The organism is Tepidimonas taiwanensis, assembly GCF_020162115.1.
Classification (GTDB): domain Bacteria; phylum Pseudomonadota; class Gammaproteobacteria; order Burkholderiales; family Burkholderiaceae_C; genus Tepidimonas; species Tepidimonas taiwanensis.
Map to the genome: position 1 here is coordinate 930327 of NZ_CP083911.1, position 13479 is coordinate 943805.

Here is a 13479-nt window from a genome sequence, read left to right on the forward strand (position 1 = left end):
TTTCCGAGGAATCTATCGCCTGCCAAGCTCGCACCTTACCGGGTGCGGGGGAGGGCAGCGAAAAGAGGAATCCACCCCATGAGACACATCATCGCCGTATTGCTCGAAAACGAAGCGGGGGCGCTGTCCCGCGTGGTCGGGCTGTTTTCCGCGCGGGGCTACAACATCGAGTCGCTGACCGTGGCCCCGACCGAGGACCCGTCGCTGTCGCGCATGACGATCCAGACCACCGGGTCGGACGACATCATCGAGCAGATCACCAAACACCTCAACCGGCTCATCGAGGTCGTCAAGGTCGTGGACCTGACCGAGGGGGCCTACACCGAGCGCGAGCTGATGCTCGTCAAAGTGCGCGCGGTCGGCAAGGAGCGCGAGGAGATGAAGCGCATGGCCGACATCTTCCGTGGCCGCATCATCGACGTCACCGACAAGAGCTACACGATCGAGCTCACCGGCGACCAGGCCAAGAACGACGCCTTTTTGCAGGCGATCGACCGCAGCGCGATCCTGGAGACGGTGCGCACCGGTGCCTGCGGCATCGGCCGCGGCGAACGCATCCTGCGCGTCTGATCCCTTCCTCACCCCCTTTCCCCTCTGAACCCGGAGCGATCCCCATGAAAGTGTTTTACGACAAGGACTGTGACCTGAGCCTCATCAAGGGCAAGACCGTGGCCATCATCGGCTACGGCAGCCAGGGGCACGCGCACGCGCAAAACCTCAACGACAGCGGCGTCAAGGTCATCGTCGGTTTGCGCCGTGGCGGCGCGTCGTGGACCAAGGCCGAGAAGGCCGGCCTGACGGTGATGGAAGTGGCCGACGCGGTGCGCGCGGCCGACGTGGTGATGATCCTGCTGCCGGACGAGCAGATCGCCGACGTCTACAAGACCCAGGTCGAGCCCAACATCCGCCAGGGCGCGTCGCTGGCGTTTGCGCACGGCTTCAACGTGCACTATAACCAGGTGGTGCCGCGCGCGGACCTCGACGTGTGGATGGTCGCGCCCAAGGCACCCGGCCACACGGTGCGCTCCACCTATCTGCAGGGCGGCGGCGTGCCGCACCTCGTGGCCGTGCACCAGGACAAGAGCGGCAAGGCGCGCGATCTGGCGCTGAGCTACGCGATGGCCAACGGCGGGGGCAAAGCCGGCATCATCGAGACCACCTTCAAGGAAGAGACCGAGACCGACCTGTTCGGTGAGCAGGCCGTGCTGTGCGGCGGTGCGGTGGAGCTGGTCAAGATGGGCTTCGAGACGCTGGTCGAGGCTGGCTATGCGCCCGAGATGGCTTATTTCGAATGCCTGCACGAGCTCAAGCTGATCGTCGACCTGATGTACGAGGGCGGCATCGCCAACATGAACTACTCGATCTCCAACAACGCGGAGTTCGGCGAGTACGTGACCGGCCCCGAGGTGATCAACGAGGAGTCGCGCAAGGCCATGCGCAAGGCGCTGCAGCGCATCCAGAACGGCGAGTACGCGAAGATGTTCATCCTGGAAGGCCGCACCGGCTACCCGAGCATGACGGCGCGCCGTCGCAACCTGGCCGAGCACCCGATCGAGCAGGTCGGTGCCAAGCTGCGCGCGATGATGCCTTGGATCGCGAAGAACAAGCTGGTGGACCAGACCCGCAACTGATCGGACGTGCCCGATCGGCCGCTCCACCGGCAGGTGGGGCGGCAGCGCCCGCTGGTGGTGGAACCCCGCGCCGGCGGGCGTTGTGTTTTCGCGCACGGCGTACACTTGCGCCCCGGGCGCCCCTGCGCGGGGCGCGAACCACGCAGCATTCGAACGAGTCATGCACGACGGAACCGAGACGTACGCGGCGCCGGAGCCGCCCCGCCGCCCCAAGGGCATCTACGTCCTGCCCAACCTGGTGACGCTGGCGGCGCTCTTTGGCGGCTTCTACGCCATCGTGATGGCGATGAACGGGCGTTACGACCTGGCGACGACGGGGATTTTCGTCGCGATGGTGCTCGACAGCCTCGACGGGCGCATCGCGCGGCTGACGCACACACAAAGCGCCTTTGGCGAGCAGATGGACTCGCTGTCGGACATGGTGTCGTTCGGCGCGGCCCCGGCGCTGGTGGCGTACGAGTGGGCGCTGCGGGATTTGGGGCGCTGGGGGTGGATCGCGGCGTTCGTCTATTGCGCCTGCGCGGCGCTGCGGCTCGCGCGCTTCAACGTCAACACGCATGTGGTGGACAAGCGCTACTTTCAGGGGTTGCCGTCGCCCGCGGCCGCGGCGCTGGTGGCGGGCTTCATCTGGCTGGCCACCGACGCCGGGCTGGACGGCGACGGGCTGCAGTGGGTGCTGTTCGTGCTGACGCTGTACGCCGGCTTGACGATGGTCACCAACGTGCCGTTTTACAGTTTCAAGGACCTGAGCCTCAAAAAGAGCGTGCCGTTTGCCACGCTGGTGCTGATCGCGCTGGGCATCGCGGTCATCAACATCCACCCGCCGGTGGTGCTGTTTCTGTTGTTCGTGTTTTATGGCGTGTCGGGTTACGTGGTGTACGCGGTGCGCAAGGCCAAGGGGCGCCCCGTCAGTGTCGTGAGCACCTCCACCGACGAGCCGGACGAGCGCGGCTTGCACGAGTGACGGCGCGCACGGGACGCCAGCGTCCGAAAGCGCCCGGGCGCGCGCCGCTATGGCGGCGATCACGGCCGGCTATCGCGCCCCGTGGCGGGTTTGTGTTACATTGCAGCGCATGAGACGCGACGCGCTGCGCCTACTTCTCCTACCGCACGGCGGGCAGGTGGTGTAGCGCGCGTTGCTCGATTCCACGGCCCGCATGCCCCCCGCTGCGGGCCGTTTGTTTTGCCGGTGGTGCAGCGCGTGGGAGGGCCGGTTGCCAACACCGCAGGAGTTCGCCATGACCGACAAGCTCATCATTTTCGACACCACGTTGCGCGACGGCGAGCAGTCGCCCGGCGCCTCGATGACCAAGGAAGAGAAGCTGCGCATCGCGCGCCAGCTCGAGCGGCTGCGCGTGGACGTGATCGAGGCGGGCTTCGCGGCCAGCTCCAACGGCGACTTCGAGGCGGTGAAGGCGATCGCCGACGCGATCAAGGACTCCACGGTCTGTTCGCTGGCGCGGGCCAACGACCGCGACATCGCGCGCGCGGCGGAGGCGCTGCGCGGCGCCAACCGCGCGCGCATCCACACCTTCATCGCGACGTCGCCGCTGCACATGGAAAAGAAGCTGCGCATGACGCCGGATCAGGTGTACGAGCAGGCGCGGCTGGCGGTGCGGTTTGCGCGCAACCTGTGCCCGGACGTCGAATTCAGCCCCGAGGACGGCTACCGCAGCGAGATCGACTTCCTCTGCCGCGTGCTGGAGGCGGTGATCGACGAGGGGGCCACCACGATCAACATCCCGGACACGGTCGGCTACGCCGTGCCGGAGCTGTACGGCCATTTCATCAAGACGCTGCGCGAGCGCATCCCCAACTCCGACAAAGCCATCTGGAGCGTGCACTGCCACAATGACCTCGGCATGGCGGTGGCCAACTCGCTCGCGGGCGTCAAGATCGGCGGCGCGCGTCAGGTCGAGTGCACGATCAACGGGCTGGGCGAGCGCGCCGGCAACTGCGCGCTGGAAGAGGTCGTGATGGCCGTCAAGACGCGGCGCGACTACTTCGGGCTGGAGGTGGGCATCGACACGACGCAGATCGTGCCGGCGAGCCGCCTGGTCAGCCAAACCACAGGCTTCGTCGTGCAGCCGAACAAGGCGGTCGTCGGGGCCAATGCGTTCGCGCACGCCAGCGGTATCCACCAGGACGGTGTGCTCAAGGCGCGCGACACCTACGAGATCATGCGCGCCGAGGACGTGGGCTGGAGCACGAACAAGATCGTGCTCGGCAAGCTCTCGGGCCGCAACGCGTTCAAGCAGCGGCTGCAGGAGCTGGGCATCGTGATGGAGTCCGAAACCGAGCTCAACACGGCGTTTGCGAAGTTCAAGGAGCTCGCCGACCGCAAGGCGGAGATCTTCGACGAGGACATCATCGCGCTGGTCAGCGACGAGAGCGTCACCCCGGAGCGCGAGCGCTACGGCCTGGTGTCGCTGTCGCAGCACTCGGAGACGGGCGAGCGGCCGCACGCACGCGTCGTCTTCACGATCGACGGCAAGGAATACGTGGGCGAAGCCGACGGCAACGGCCCGGTGGACGCGTCGATCAAGGCGATCGAGTCGCACGTCAAGAGCGGCGCGGAGCTGCTGCTGTACTCGGTCAACGCCATCACCAGCGGCTCGACCGAGTCGCAAGGCGAGGTGACGATCCGCCTGCAGCACGGCGGCCGCGTGGTCAACGGCGTGGGGGCGGATCCCGACATCGTCGTCGCGTCGGCCAAGGCGTACCTCTCGGCGTTGACCAAGCTGCACAGCCAGGTGGACCGCGTCGCGGCGCAGGGCTGACGGGCCGCGTCCGCCGCGCACACGCCGAGCCGGTGGCGCGTGGGCGACAGTGTTCGCAACCATCTTCAAAAAAAGCGGCTAAGCGGCTGACGCGGTGCGCCATTTTCGCGGTGAGCGCCGTATACTGCAGCTTTCGGTTCAAGCTGCATGCGGATAGACACCATGATCAAGGCGATGCAGTGGGGCGCACGGGCCGTGGCCGTGGCGCTGCTGGGGTGGGGGCTGGCCCTGCCGCCGTCGGTGGGCGAGGCGCACGCCGCGCCCACCATCCGCGCCGCCGAGCGCGCCAAGAACGCCAAGCCGGCGCAAGCGAACAAGCGGCCCCAGGCCAAGAAACGCGTCAGCGCCCAGCAGCGGCGCTCCGTCAAAGTCAGCGCCAAACAGCGGCGCGCCCTCAAAGCCAAAGCGGGGGCGGTGAAGGCGCCGGTCGTGGCCGCCGAGCGGACGCGCGTCGCGTCGGTTGCGTGGGCGCCGCAACCCCGCGTGCCCACCATGCTCGACGGCGCGCGCGCCAGCGCACCGGCCGAGAGTACCGCATTCGATGCCCTCGATGACGGGGGCGCACTGGATCCGGCGCGGCTGCGCTCCAACGCGGTGCTCGTGCTCGACGGTGACACGAACACGGTCCTGATCGGCAAGAACGACGACGCGGTGTTGCCCATCGCGTCGCTGACCAAGCTGATGACCGGTCTCGTCATCGCGGACGCCGGTCTGCCGATGGACGAGGTGCTGACGATCACCGAAGACGACGTCGACCGGCTCAAGGGCAGCGGCTCACGTCTGGCGGTGGGCACGCGCCTGACGCGCGCCGAGGCGCTGCACCTGGCGCTGATGTCCAGCGAGAACCGCGCCGCGCATGCGCTGGGGCGCACCTACCCGGGCGGGCTGCCGGCCTTCGTCGAGGCGATGAACCGCAAGGCGATGGAGCTGGGCATGCGCGCGACGCGCTTCGTGGAGCCGACGGGGCTCTCGAGCGACAACCGCTCCACCCCGCGCGACCTCGCGCGCCTCGCCGCGGCCGCGGCGCAGCGCCCGATGCTGCGCGAATTGAGTGTGTCGCCGGAATACGAGCTGGCCACGGGCCGGCGGGTCGTGCACTACCGCAACAGCAACAAGCTGGTACGCGAAAGCGACTGGGATATCCTGTTGCAGAAGACCGGCTACATCCGCGAGGCGGGCCGCTGCGTCGTGATGCAGGTGCGGCTGGCGGGCCGCAACCTGATCCTCGTGCTGATGAACGCGGCCAATTCGTCGGCGCGGTGGGCCGATGCGGAGCACCTGCTGCGCTGGCTGGAGCGCTCGCTGCCTCAGGCGCGGGCCGGCGTATAGCCCAGGGCCGCGCTGATGCGCGCGGCGGTGGCCTGCAGTTTCGGCAGCCACCCTTCGTCCAGCCGGTCCGCGGGCGCGGAAATCGACAGCCCCGCGACGAGCCGCCCCTGATCGTCGTAGATGCCGGCGGCCATGCAGCGCACGCCGGGCTCCAGCTCCTCGTTGTCGCGCGCCACGCCGAGCCGTCGGCACTGCGCCAGCTCGCGTTCCAGCGTGGTCAGGTTGGTGATGCTGTTGGGCGTGTTGCCGGCCAGCCCCGTGCGCGTCGCATAGGCGCGCAGGCGCTGCGGATCCTCCTGCGCGAGGAACAGCTTGCCGACGGACGTCAGGTGCAGCGGTGCCCGCCCGCCGATGGCGCGCACCACCTGCATGCCCGAGCGCTCGCTGTACGCGCGCTCGACGTAAACGATCTCGTCGCCTTGGCGCACGCTGAGGTTGACCGGCTGCTGGATCTGCCGGTGCAGCTCGCGCATCGGGCCGACGGCCACCTCGCGCACGTCCAGCCGCGCCTTGACCAGGTTGCCCAGCTCCAGCAGCCGCAGGCCCAGGCGGTACATGCCAGGCTCCGGCCGGTCGACGAAGCGGCCGATCGCGAGGTCATTGAGGATGCGGTGGGCGGTCGAGGGGTGCAGGCCAGTTTCCTCGCCCAGCGTTTTGAGCGACACCGGATCCTCGTGCCGCGCCAGCGCGTCGAGCAGGGCAAACATGCGCTCGATCACCTGCACGCTGGGCTGCGTGGCGGTGGGAGGCTCGGGGGGGCGCGGACGGGTCGACCTCATTGGCATCGGATTTTATCTGATGAAATGAAGACAGGTCGCCGATACCCGCTACGGTACGCGATACCGCGCGTGCCGGGATGGCGGTGGGGCTGCGAGACAGTCGGGTTCGGTGGTCCAGCGGTCCAGCGGTCCTGTGGCCGCAGGGGGCAGTCACCGGGGGGTGACGGCCAGCGGGCCCGTCAGAGCGCGAGCCGCCAGTGTCCGTTTTGGTACAGCTCGTGCGGCCGGAAGCGCACCTTGTACGCCATTTTGGGGCTGTCGGCGATCCAGTAGCCCAGGTACACGTACGGCAAGTGCAGCCGCCGCGCCTGGTCGATCTGCCACAGGATGCCGTAGGTGCCGAGCGACCCGGGCCAATCGGGGTCGTAGAAGGTGTACACGGCCGACATCCCGTCGTCCAGCAGGTCGACCAGCGACACCATCACCAGCCGGTCCGGTCCGCCCGTCGCATCGGGCGCCCAAAACTCGACCAGGCGCGAGTTGACGTGGCTTTGCAGCAGGAACTGCGTGTACTGCTCGACGTTGTCGTGGTCCATGCCGCCGCCCGGGTGGCGGCTGCGCTGGTAGCGCAGGTACAGCGCATAGTGCTGCGGCGAGTACCCGAGCCGCATCACCCGCACGCGCAGGTCCGCGTGCGCGCGCCACGCGCGGCGCTGGCTGCGGCTCGGGGTGAACTCCAGCGCCCGCACGCGCAGCGGGACGCAGGCGTGGCAGCCGTCGCAATGCGGCCGGTAGGTGAACAGGCCGCTGCGCCGAAAGCCGCTGGCCACCAGGCGCGAGTAGGTTTCGCCCTGGATCAGGTGGCTGGGTGTGGCCACCTGTGAGCGCGCCAGCCGGTCCGGCAGGTAGCTGCAGGGATAGGGCGCCGTGGCATAGAACTGCACGGCGGTCAAGGGCAATTCCTGCAGGCGGGTCACGGGGTTCTCGGTGGCGGCGGGGTGTCCGGCAGGTCCAGTGGCGACTCGGGCCAGAGCCGATTCCAGTATAGGCAATTCCAGTGCCAGACGGGGGGCGGCGCGTCGACGGCCCTGCGCACGTCGCGCAGAAACGCGGCACGCGGTTCCTCCGCCGCGCCCAGCGAGGCCAGGTGGCGCGTGTTCTGCTGACAGTCGATGAGCGGCACGCTCCACGCGCGGCACGCCGCCACCAGCGCCGCCAGCGCCATCTTGGAGGCGTCCGGCCGGTGGCTGAACATCGACTCCCCAAAGACCGCGCGGCCGAGGTTGACGAGGTACAGCCCACCGACCAGCCGCCCCTCCCACCAGGTCTCGACGCTGTGCGCGTGCCCCGCGGCGTGCAGCGCCCGGTACGCCGCGATCATCTCCGGCACGATCCACGTGCCATCCTGTCCGGGGCGGGGCGTGTGCGCGCACGCCTCGATGACGGTATCGAACGCGGTGTCGATGCGGATGTCGAGCCGCCGCGCCCGCAGCGCGCTGCGCAGCGCCTTGCGCAGCGAATGGCTCAGGTGAAAGCGCTCCGGGCGCAGCACCATGCGCGGTTCCGGGCTCCACCACAGGATCGGCTGGTCCCGCCCGAACCATGGGAAGATCCCCGCGCGATACGCCCGTACCAGCGTCGGGACGTCCAGGGCACCTCCGGCGGCCAGCAAGCCGGGGATGGGGTCACGCGGGCCCCACGCCGCTTCCGCCGGCGGGAAGGGGTCGCCCGGCTCCAGCCACGGCAGCGCGCGCGTCATCGGCGCCCCTTGGCCTCGCGCCGGGCGTGATCGCACCACGCGGCCACGCGGCACTGCGCGCACTGCGGCGCCCGGGCGCGGCAGACGTAGCGCCCGTGCAGGATCAGCCAGTGGTGGGCGTCCTCGCGGTACCGTTCGGGTACGCGCTGCAGCAGCTTCTGCTCCACCTGCAGCGGCGTTTTGCCGGGCGCGAGGCCCGTACGGTTGGCCACGCGGAAGATGTGCGTGTCCACGGCGATCGTGGGCTCGCCAAATGCCACGTTGAGCACCACGTTGGCCGTCTTGCGGCCGACGCCCGGCAGCGCCTCCAGCGCCGCGCGGTCGCGCGGCACCTCGCCGCCGTGGCGCTCCAGCAGCAGCCGACACGTTTGCATCAGGTGGCGCGCCTTGCTACGGTACAGGCCGATCGTGCGGATATACGACTCCAGCCCCTCCGGACCCAGATCGAGGATCGCCTGGGGGGTGTTGGCCACCGGAAACAACCGCCGCGTGGCCTTGTTGACGCCGACGTCGGTGGCCTGGGCACTGAGCAGCACCGCCACGAGCAGCTCGAACACGCTCGTATACTCCAACTCGGTCTGCGGATGGGGGCGTTCGGCCTGCAGGGTCGCAAAAAACGCTTCGATGTCGCGGGGTGTCATGGATCGTCAGGGCGGGCGCCGTCAGGGGCGTTCGCCCGCAATGGGGAATCGCGAATGACGAATTTTGCCGCGGGCGCAGCGCAGCCCACATCGCCCGTGCGTTTGGCCGATCGGCTCAACAACGTCGAGACGTCGGCCATACGCGAACTCTTCAAGCTGTTGGGCAAGCCCGGCATCATCAGCTTTGCCGGGGGCTTCCCGGATGCCGCGCTGTTCGACGTCGAGGGCATCCGTGAGGCAGCGCTTGCGGCATTGGCCGCTCATCCCGGCGCCGCGCTGCAATACGGCGCCACCGAGGGGTTCGATCCGTTGCGCGAGCAATTGGCGGCCTTCATGGCCGCCAAAGGCGCGACGGGTGTGGCCCCCACCGATCTCATCGTCACCACCGGCAGCCAGCAGGCGCTGGATCTCATTGGCAAGACGCTCATCTCCCCCGGCGACAAGGTGATCGTCGAGGGGCCGACGTTCTTGGCCACGATCCAGTGCTTCAAGCTCTACGGCGCGGAGCTGATCACCGTGCCCGTGGACGGGCAGGGGGCCGACGTCGACGCGCTGGAGCGCCTCATCGCCGAGCACCGGCCCAAGCTCGTGTACCTGATTCCCACGTTCGGCAACCCCAGCGGGGCGACGATGTCGCGCGAGCGCCGCCGGCGGGTGCTGGAGCTGGCGGTGCAGACCCGCACGCTGATCGTGGAGGACGACCCGTACGGCGACCTGTACTTCGACGCCGCGCCGCCGCAGAGCCTGCTGGCGCTGAGCGCCGAGGTCCCTGGCAGCCGCGAGTGCCTCGTGCACTGTGGGAGCCTGTCCAAAGTGCTCTCGCCGGGGCTGCGCATTGGCTGGCTGGTGGCCCCGCCGCTGTTGCTGGCCAAGGCGACCATGTGCAAACAGTTCAGCGACGCGCACACCAGCACCTTCGCGCAAGCCACGGCGGCGCAGTACCTGGCGGCCGGGCGCATGCCGGCGACGCTCGCTCGCGTGCGCGCCATCTACGCGCAGCGTGCCGCGGCAATGGTGCAGGCGCTGCGCGACACGCTCGGCGCGGCCATCACCTTCGCGCCGCCGCAAGGGGGGCTGTTCGTGTGGGCGCGCCTCACCGGGGCCAACGGCCGCTGTGCCGACGGCGGCGTGTTGGCGCAGCGCGCCATCGAGCAGGGGGTGGCTTTCGTGCCGGGCGCGCCGTTCTTCGCCCGTGACCCCGACCCGGCGACGCTGCGGCTGAGCTTTGCCACCGTGGACGAAGACCGCATCCGTGAGGGCGTGCGGCGCTTGGGCGTGGCGCTGGCGGCGGCGCAGTGATGCGTGGCTTTGAGGTTGTGGCGGAATACAAACGCTTGCGTGTAGAAACCGCCCCGGTAGACAGGACGCGTTGATCCCGGGGAAAGTGCGGTGGCGTCGGGGATGGGCGGATGGAGCGATGCTGCATGGTCTATCCGCTCGACGGGCTTTCCATGCGAGGCTTTTTCTTGAAGGGCTCATTTTTTGAGCCTATGCTCGTTCCATACTGGTGCGCATGGAACGGGTTCTCAAGCTACCGAGCGCGTCGTCCGACCACGCCGTCACGCCGCCCCCTGCCGTGCAACAGCAGGGCGTGCGCGCCCGCCTTTGGGTGCCGGCCGACATGCTGTTCGTTCGCGAATCGGCACAGGCGTACGCTTGGCTGTGGTTGCTGCGGGCGGATGGCGCGTTGCGCGTCTGGCGGCTGCCGCGGGCATCACTGGGGGAAGACGAGCGTCTGGTCGAGCTGGCCTGGCGCGCCGACGACGATCCGGTAAACGACACGTGGCGGCTGCCGCTGGCGCCGGTGGTACCGGTGCCGCGCTGGTCGGTCTCGTGGGGCCATCCGATGGCGCGTGCGGCACAGGCATTCGCGGCCGCGCTGGATGGCGCTGTGCTGGATACCTTGGGTGGGTTGGAGCAAGGCGGTGCCTATTTCGGCTGCGCGGAGAACTACAGCCGACTCGCTGTGCTGTCCCCCACGGTTCGGGCACATCGCTTACAGGCACTGGCCTTGTTCCCACCGCTGGTGGCCCCGTTGTTGTTGCTGTGTCCCGAGCGAGCGGAGGTGCTCGATCCGCCGTCTGCCGACGATCCGCCCCCGGGTTGGCATGCATCACCCGAGGTGCTGGATGCCATCGATCGCGGGCGCGATCTCGTCGGCGCGCTGGCGCGCTACTGGGGCGTGACGCGCGGCGTGGTGCGCCTGCCGCTGATGCGTCAGCCGTGGCGCACGCTGCCGATTCCCCGGAAGTGGCTGTGGCTGCTGGACGCACTGCCGGCGCACGCCCGGCCCCGAACTGAAGCCGATTGGCAAGCGTGGGAGAGTCATCTGCGCGCGGTGCCCGTACGGTGGCGATCGCGGTCTGACGCGGATTGGGTGGCGAGAGGGCTCGGACCCGACCCTGCCGCGCTGTGGGGGGCCTTGCAGCAGCGCTGGCCACACTTGGGACTGGCGCTGCGCGATGCGTGGGATTTTTTGCGTGCGGCGCATGCGCACGCCGTGCAGCGTGGAGGTGTGTCGGTGCTGCCTGACGCGGGCGAGCTCGGGCTCGCATGGATGGCCCGTTGGGGGCTGCGGCGCTTGTTGGCGGCGTCACAGCGCTGGCACGAAACGCCCGTGGTCGACCGTTTCCAACCGCTGCCGCGCCCCGCAGACGAAACGGCATCGCTTGCCGCGGTCGAGCCGGTGATCGGGCACTGGCGGTCGGCACTGGGGGAGGCCGAGGAGCTCACCACCGCCGACGCGCTGCGGGCTGAAGGCGAGGCGATGCGGCACTGCGCCGCCGATTATTGGTCGGACTGCGCGTGGGAGGGGATGCGGTTTTTTCGCTTGCAGGCGACGAATGGAGAGCGGGCGACCGCCAGCTTTGAACTCGACGCGGACGCCGAGCCGCCGCTTTACGAATGGCACGACTGTCGCGGACCGCGTAACGCGCCTGCCTGCGACACGATCCAGGCCCTGGCACAGCAGCTGGAGGAGGCGCTCAACGCCGAGGCGACAATGGCGGTCCGACGACGGTTGGCACAAGCAGTGCGGGCACAGCGTAGCCAATCCCGTGCACTGGTTCCGCAACCGACGCCGGACCCCATCCGACCCCTGGATCGTCAGAGTGAGCAGGAGCTGCAAGGCGCGCTGGCTTTTTGGTCGGCGCACGCGCCTGCGGGCCCCGGGTTGGGCCGGCGGCTGCGCACGGCCGTTGCGGGGCTGCTCTATCGGCCGGGCCGCTACTGTCTGGCCCGCCTCGGGGTGGGCGACGCCGTGCGCCTGGTGCGCGAGCCGGACAATCCCCACGACCCGCTGGCCGTGCGCATCGACTGGGGCGACGTGACGCTGGGTTATATCCCGCGGCGCGTCAATCGCGATGTGGCGGCGGCGCTCGACGCCGGTGTGCCGCTGCGCGCCTGGGTGGACGACGTCGACCCGTCCCTGCCCGCACACGAACATGTCGCCATCGTGGTGGCGTGGCCGGAATCGACCGCGAGGGAGGGCGCGTCGTCGCGAGTGACGGTTCATGCACCGGCCGGGCGGACGGCGCCATCCCCGGTTGTACCCAACTCGCCGTAAGAGTGGACCATCTGCCGTATCTCCTCAGTCACGGCGATGCGCAGTGACGCGGGGGCCACCACCTCGACGTGTCGGCCGTGGCGCAGGATGTCCATCAACAGCTCGCGCGCATCGGCATAAGGGATGGTGAGCTCCCAGCCGCCACCGGGCAGGTCCCGCCCCTGTTGGTTGGGGTGCCAAATCTCGCTGCGCACCCAACGCGCCCGCTCGGGCGAAAAGCGCAGCACCGCGCGGCCCTTGGGTTTGCCGGCAAAAATGCCGTAGCTGCTTTCGTAGTGCGCCTGCAGGCGCGTCTGCGGGACCTCGCGGGCGCGTTGGCGCAGCGGGCGAGCCGCGCGGATGGTGTCCAGCGCAAAGCTGCGCAGTGCCTCCCGCCAGTGGCACCAGGCGTCCAAGTACCAGTTGTCGCGGTAGTGCACCAGGCGCTGTGGCGACACCACGCGCGTGTTGACCTCGTCGCGCTCGCGGTTCCAGGCGTCGATTTCCAGCCGTTGGCGCTTCATGACGGCCAGTGCCACTTCCGTAAAACATTCGGGAGCGACGGGGCGGCGCGCCATCGACGCAATGCGCACGCGGCGCGCAACCTCTTGTGCAGGGTGGCCGCCGAGCTCCAACAGCGCCGACAAGCGCGCTTGCAGCGGCGCGATGTGGGCGCTCAAAATGCCGGGCTCCAACTCGGCCAGCAAGCGCTGCGCGGCCAGCAGTGCGTACAACTCGCCGCTCGAGAACCACAGCCCCGGCAGGGCATACACCGGGCCATCGTCAGCCGGGCCGAAGCGGTAGCCGCGCACCTGCCGGTCCCACACGATGGGGGCGTGCAGCCGCTCGCGCATGTACTCCAAGTCGCGCTTGAACGTGGCGCGCGAGACCTGCAGCGTCTCCAGAAAGACGCGCAGCGGCACGACGCGCCGCTCGTGCAGCAACTGGTCGATGCGGTAGAAGCGCTCGGTGCGGTTCATCGTCGGGCCTCAGGCACGGGTAGCAAGCGAAAACGCGGGTGGTCGGGCGGTCGAGGCGTGCTTTCCGAACCCTGCAGCGCGGCATCGTACACGCAC

At 69.1% G+C, this 13479-nt stretch carries 12 protein-coding genes; 7 read left to right on the forward strand and 5 right to left on the reverse strand.

Annotated elements, in window-relative coordinates; genetic code table 11:
• Positions 1–78 precede the first annotated feature (78 nt).
• The 5 genes from ilvN to LCC91_RS04320 all read left to right on the forward strand — a co-directional run bounded on the left by ilvN (position 79) and on the right by LCC91_RS04320 (position 5740).
• Entirely contained in the window at positions 79–570 is a 492-nt protein-coding gene (ilvN, locus tag LCC91_RS04300; protein ID WP_043701716.1) for an acetolactate synthase small subunit, read from the forward strand.
• Positions 571–614: 44 nt separating this feature from the next.
• The gene (ilvC, locus tag LCC91_RS04305; RefSeq protein ID WP_043701718.1) at positions 615–1631 is read left to right on the forward strand and encodes a ketol-acid reductoisomerase; all 1017 of its coding nucleotides are present in this window, start codon (positions 615–617) and stop codon (positions 1629–1631) included.
• 160 nt (positions 1632–1791) lie between these two features.
• The gene (pssA, locus tag LCC91_RS04310; RefSeq protein WP_043701721.1) at positions 1792–2595 is read left to right on the forward strand and encodes a CDP-diacylglycerol--serine O-phosphatidyltransferase; all 804 of its coding nucleotides are present in this window, start codon (positions 1792–1794) and stop codon (positions 2593–2595) included.
• A gap of 274 nt (positions 2596–2869) precedes the next feature.
• Positions 2870–4411 carry a 2-isopropylmalate synthase gene (locus LCC91_RS04315; RefSeq protein ID WP_043701724.1) on the forward strand — a complete coding sequence of 514 codons (1542 nt, stop codon included), beginning with the start codon at positions 2870–2872 and terminating at the stop codon, positions 4409–4411.
• Positions 4412–4573: 162 nt separating this feature from the next.
• Positions 4574–5740, forward strand: coding sequence for a serine hydrolase (locus LCC91_RS04320; RefSeq protein WP_224441019.1), 1167 nt, complete (start codon positions 4574–4576; stop codon positions 5738–5740).
• On the opposite strand, the gene LCC91_RS04325 is transcribed toward LCC91_RS04320, so the two are convergent.
• The 4 genes from LCC91_RS04325 to nth all read right to left on the reverse strand — a co-directional run bounded on the left by LCC91_RS04325 (position 5719) and on the right by nth (position 8859).
• The gene (locus LCC91_RS04325; RefSeq protein ID WP_043701727.1) at positions 5719–6519 is read right to left on the reverse strand and encodes an IclR family transcriptional regulator; all 801 of its coding nucleotides are present in this window, start codon (positions 6517–6519) and stop codon (positions 5719–5721) included. The two genes, LCC91_RS04320 and LCC91_RS04325, sit on opposite strands and share 22 nt — an antisense overlap.
• A gap of 179 nt (positions 6520–6698) precedes the next feature.
• Positions 6699–7436, reverse strand: a complete 738-nt coding sequence (locus LCC91_RS04330; RefSeq protein WP_043701730.1) for an arginyltransferase — start codon at positions 7434–7436, stop codon at positions 6699–6701.
• The gene (gene aat / locus LCC91_RS04335; protein ID WP_052231629.1) at positions 7433–8218 is read right to left on the reverse strand and encodes a leucyl/phenylalanyl-tRNA--protein transferase; all 786 of its coding nucleotides are present in this window, start codon (positions 8216–8218) and stop codon (positions 7433–7435) included. Before aat ends, LCC91_RS04330 begins: the two co-directional genes overlap by 4 nt.
• Complete coding sequence (gene nth / locus LCC91_RS04340; RefSeq protein ID WP_043701733.1) at positions 8215–8859, reverse strand: endonuclease III; 645 nt, start codon at positions 8857–8859, stop codon at positions 8215–8217. Before nth ends, aat begins: the two co-directional genes overlap by 4 nt.
• Before the next feature lie 96 nt (positions 8860–8955).
• Between nth and LCC91_RS04345 the strand changes: the two genes are divergently transcribed.
• Both LCC91_RS04345 and LCC91_RS04350 read left to right on the forward strand, forming a co-directional pair.
• Positions 8956–10158, forward strand: coding sequence for an aminotransferase-like domain-containing protein (locus LCC91_RS04345; protein WP_043701792.1), 1203 nt, complete (start codon positions 8956–8958; stop codon positions 10156–10158).
• Between the two features lie 214 nt (positions 10159–10372).
• On the forward strand, positions 10373–12424 hold the full coding sequence (locus tag LCC91_RS04350) for an HIRAN domain-containing protein (protein ID WP_052231630.1): 2052 nt from the start codon (positions 10373–10375) through the stop codon (positions 12422–12424).
• On the opposite strand, the gene LCC91_RS04355 is transcribed toward LCC91_RS04350, so the two are convergent.
• On the reverse strand, positions 12370–13383 hold the full coding sequence (locus LCC91_RS04355) for a helix-turn-helix transcriptional regulator (RefSeq protein ID WP_143897844.1): 1014 nt from the start codon (positions 13381–13383) through the stop codon (positions 12370–12372). The two genes, LCC91_RS04350 and LCC91_RS04355, sit on opposite strands and share 55 nt — an antisense overlap.
• Positions 13384–13479 lie beyond the last annotated feature (96 nt).

Bases quoted from the DNA above. Each gene is read 5' to 3' on its own strand.
- ilvC (WP_043701718.1), top strand. From the start codon at position 615: ATGAAAGTGTTTTACGACAAGGACTGTGACCTGAGCCTCATCAAGGGC.
- pssA (WP_043701721.1), top strand. From the start codon at position 1,792: ATGCACGACGGAACCGAGACGTACGCGGCGCCGGAGCCGCCCCGCCGC.
- ilvN (WP_043701716.1), top strand. From the start codon at position 79: ATGAGACACATCATCGCCGTATTGCTCGAAAACGAAGCGGGGGCGCTG.
- LCC91_RS04315 (WP_043701724.1), top strand. From the start codon at position 2,870: ATGACCGACAAGCTCATCATTTTCGACACCACGTTGCGCGACGGCGAG.
- LCC91_RS04320 (WP_224441019.1), top strand. From the start codon at position 4,574: ATGATCAAGGCGATGCAGTGGGGCGCACGGGCCGTGGCCGTGGCGCTG.
- LCC91_RS04350 (WP_052231630.1), top strand. From the start codon at position 10,373: ATGGAACGGGTTCTCAAGCTACCGAGCGCGTCGTCCGACCACGCCGTC.
- LCC91_RS04355 (WP_143897844.1), bottom strand. From the start codon at position 13,383: ATGAACCGCACCGAGCGCTTCTACCGCATCGACCAGTTGCTGCACGAG.
- aat (WP_052231629.1), bottom strand. From the start codon at position 8,218: ATGACGCGCGCGCTGCCGTGGCTGGAGCCGGGCGACCCCTTCCCGCCG.
- nth (WP_043701733.1), bottom strand. From the start codon at position 8,859: ATGACACCCCGCGACATCGAAGCGTTTTTTGCGACCCTGCAGGCCGAA.
- LCC91_RS04325 (WP_043701727.1), bottom strand. From the start codon at position 6,519: ATGAGGTCGACCCGTCCGCGCCCCCCCGAGCCTCCCACCGCCACGCAG.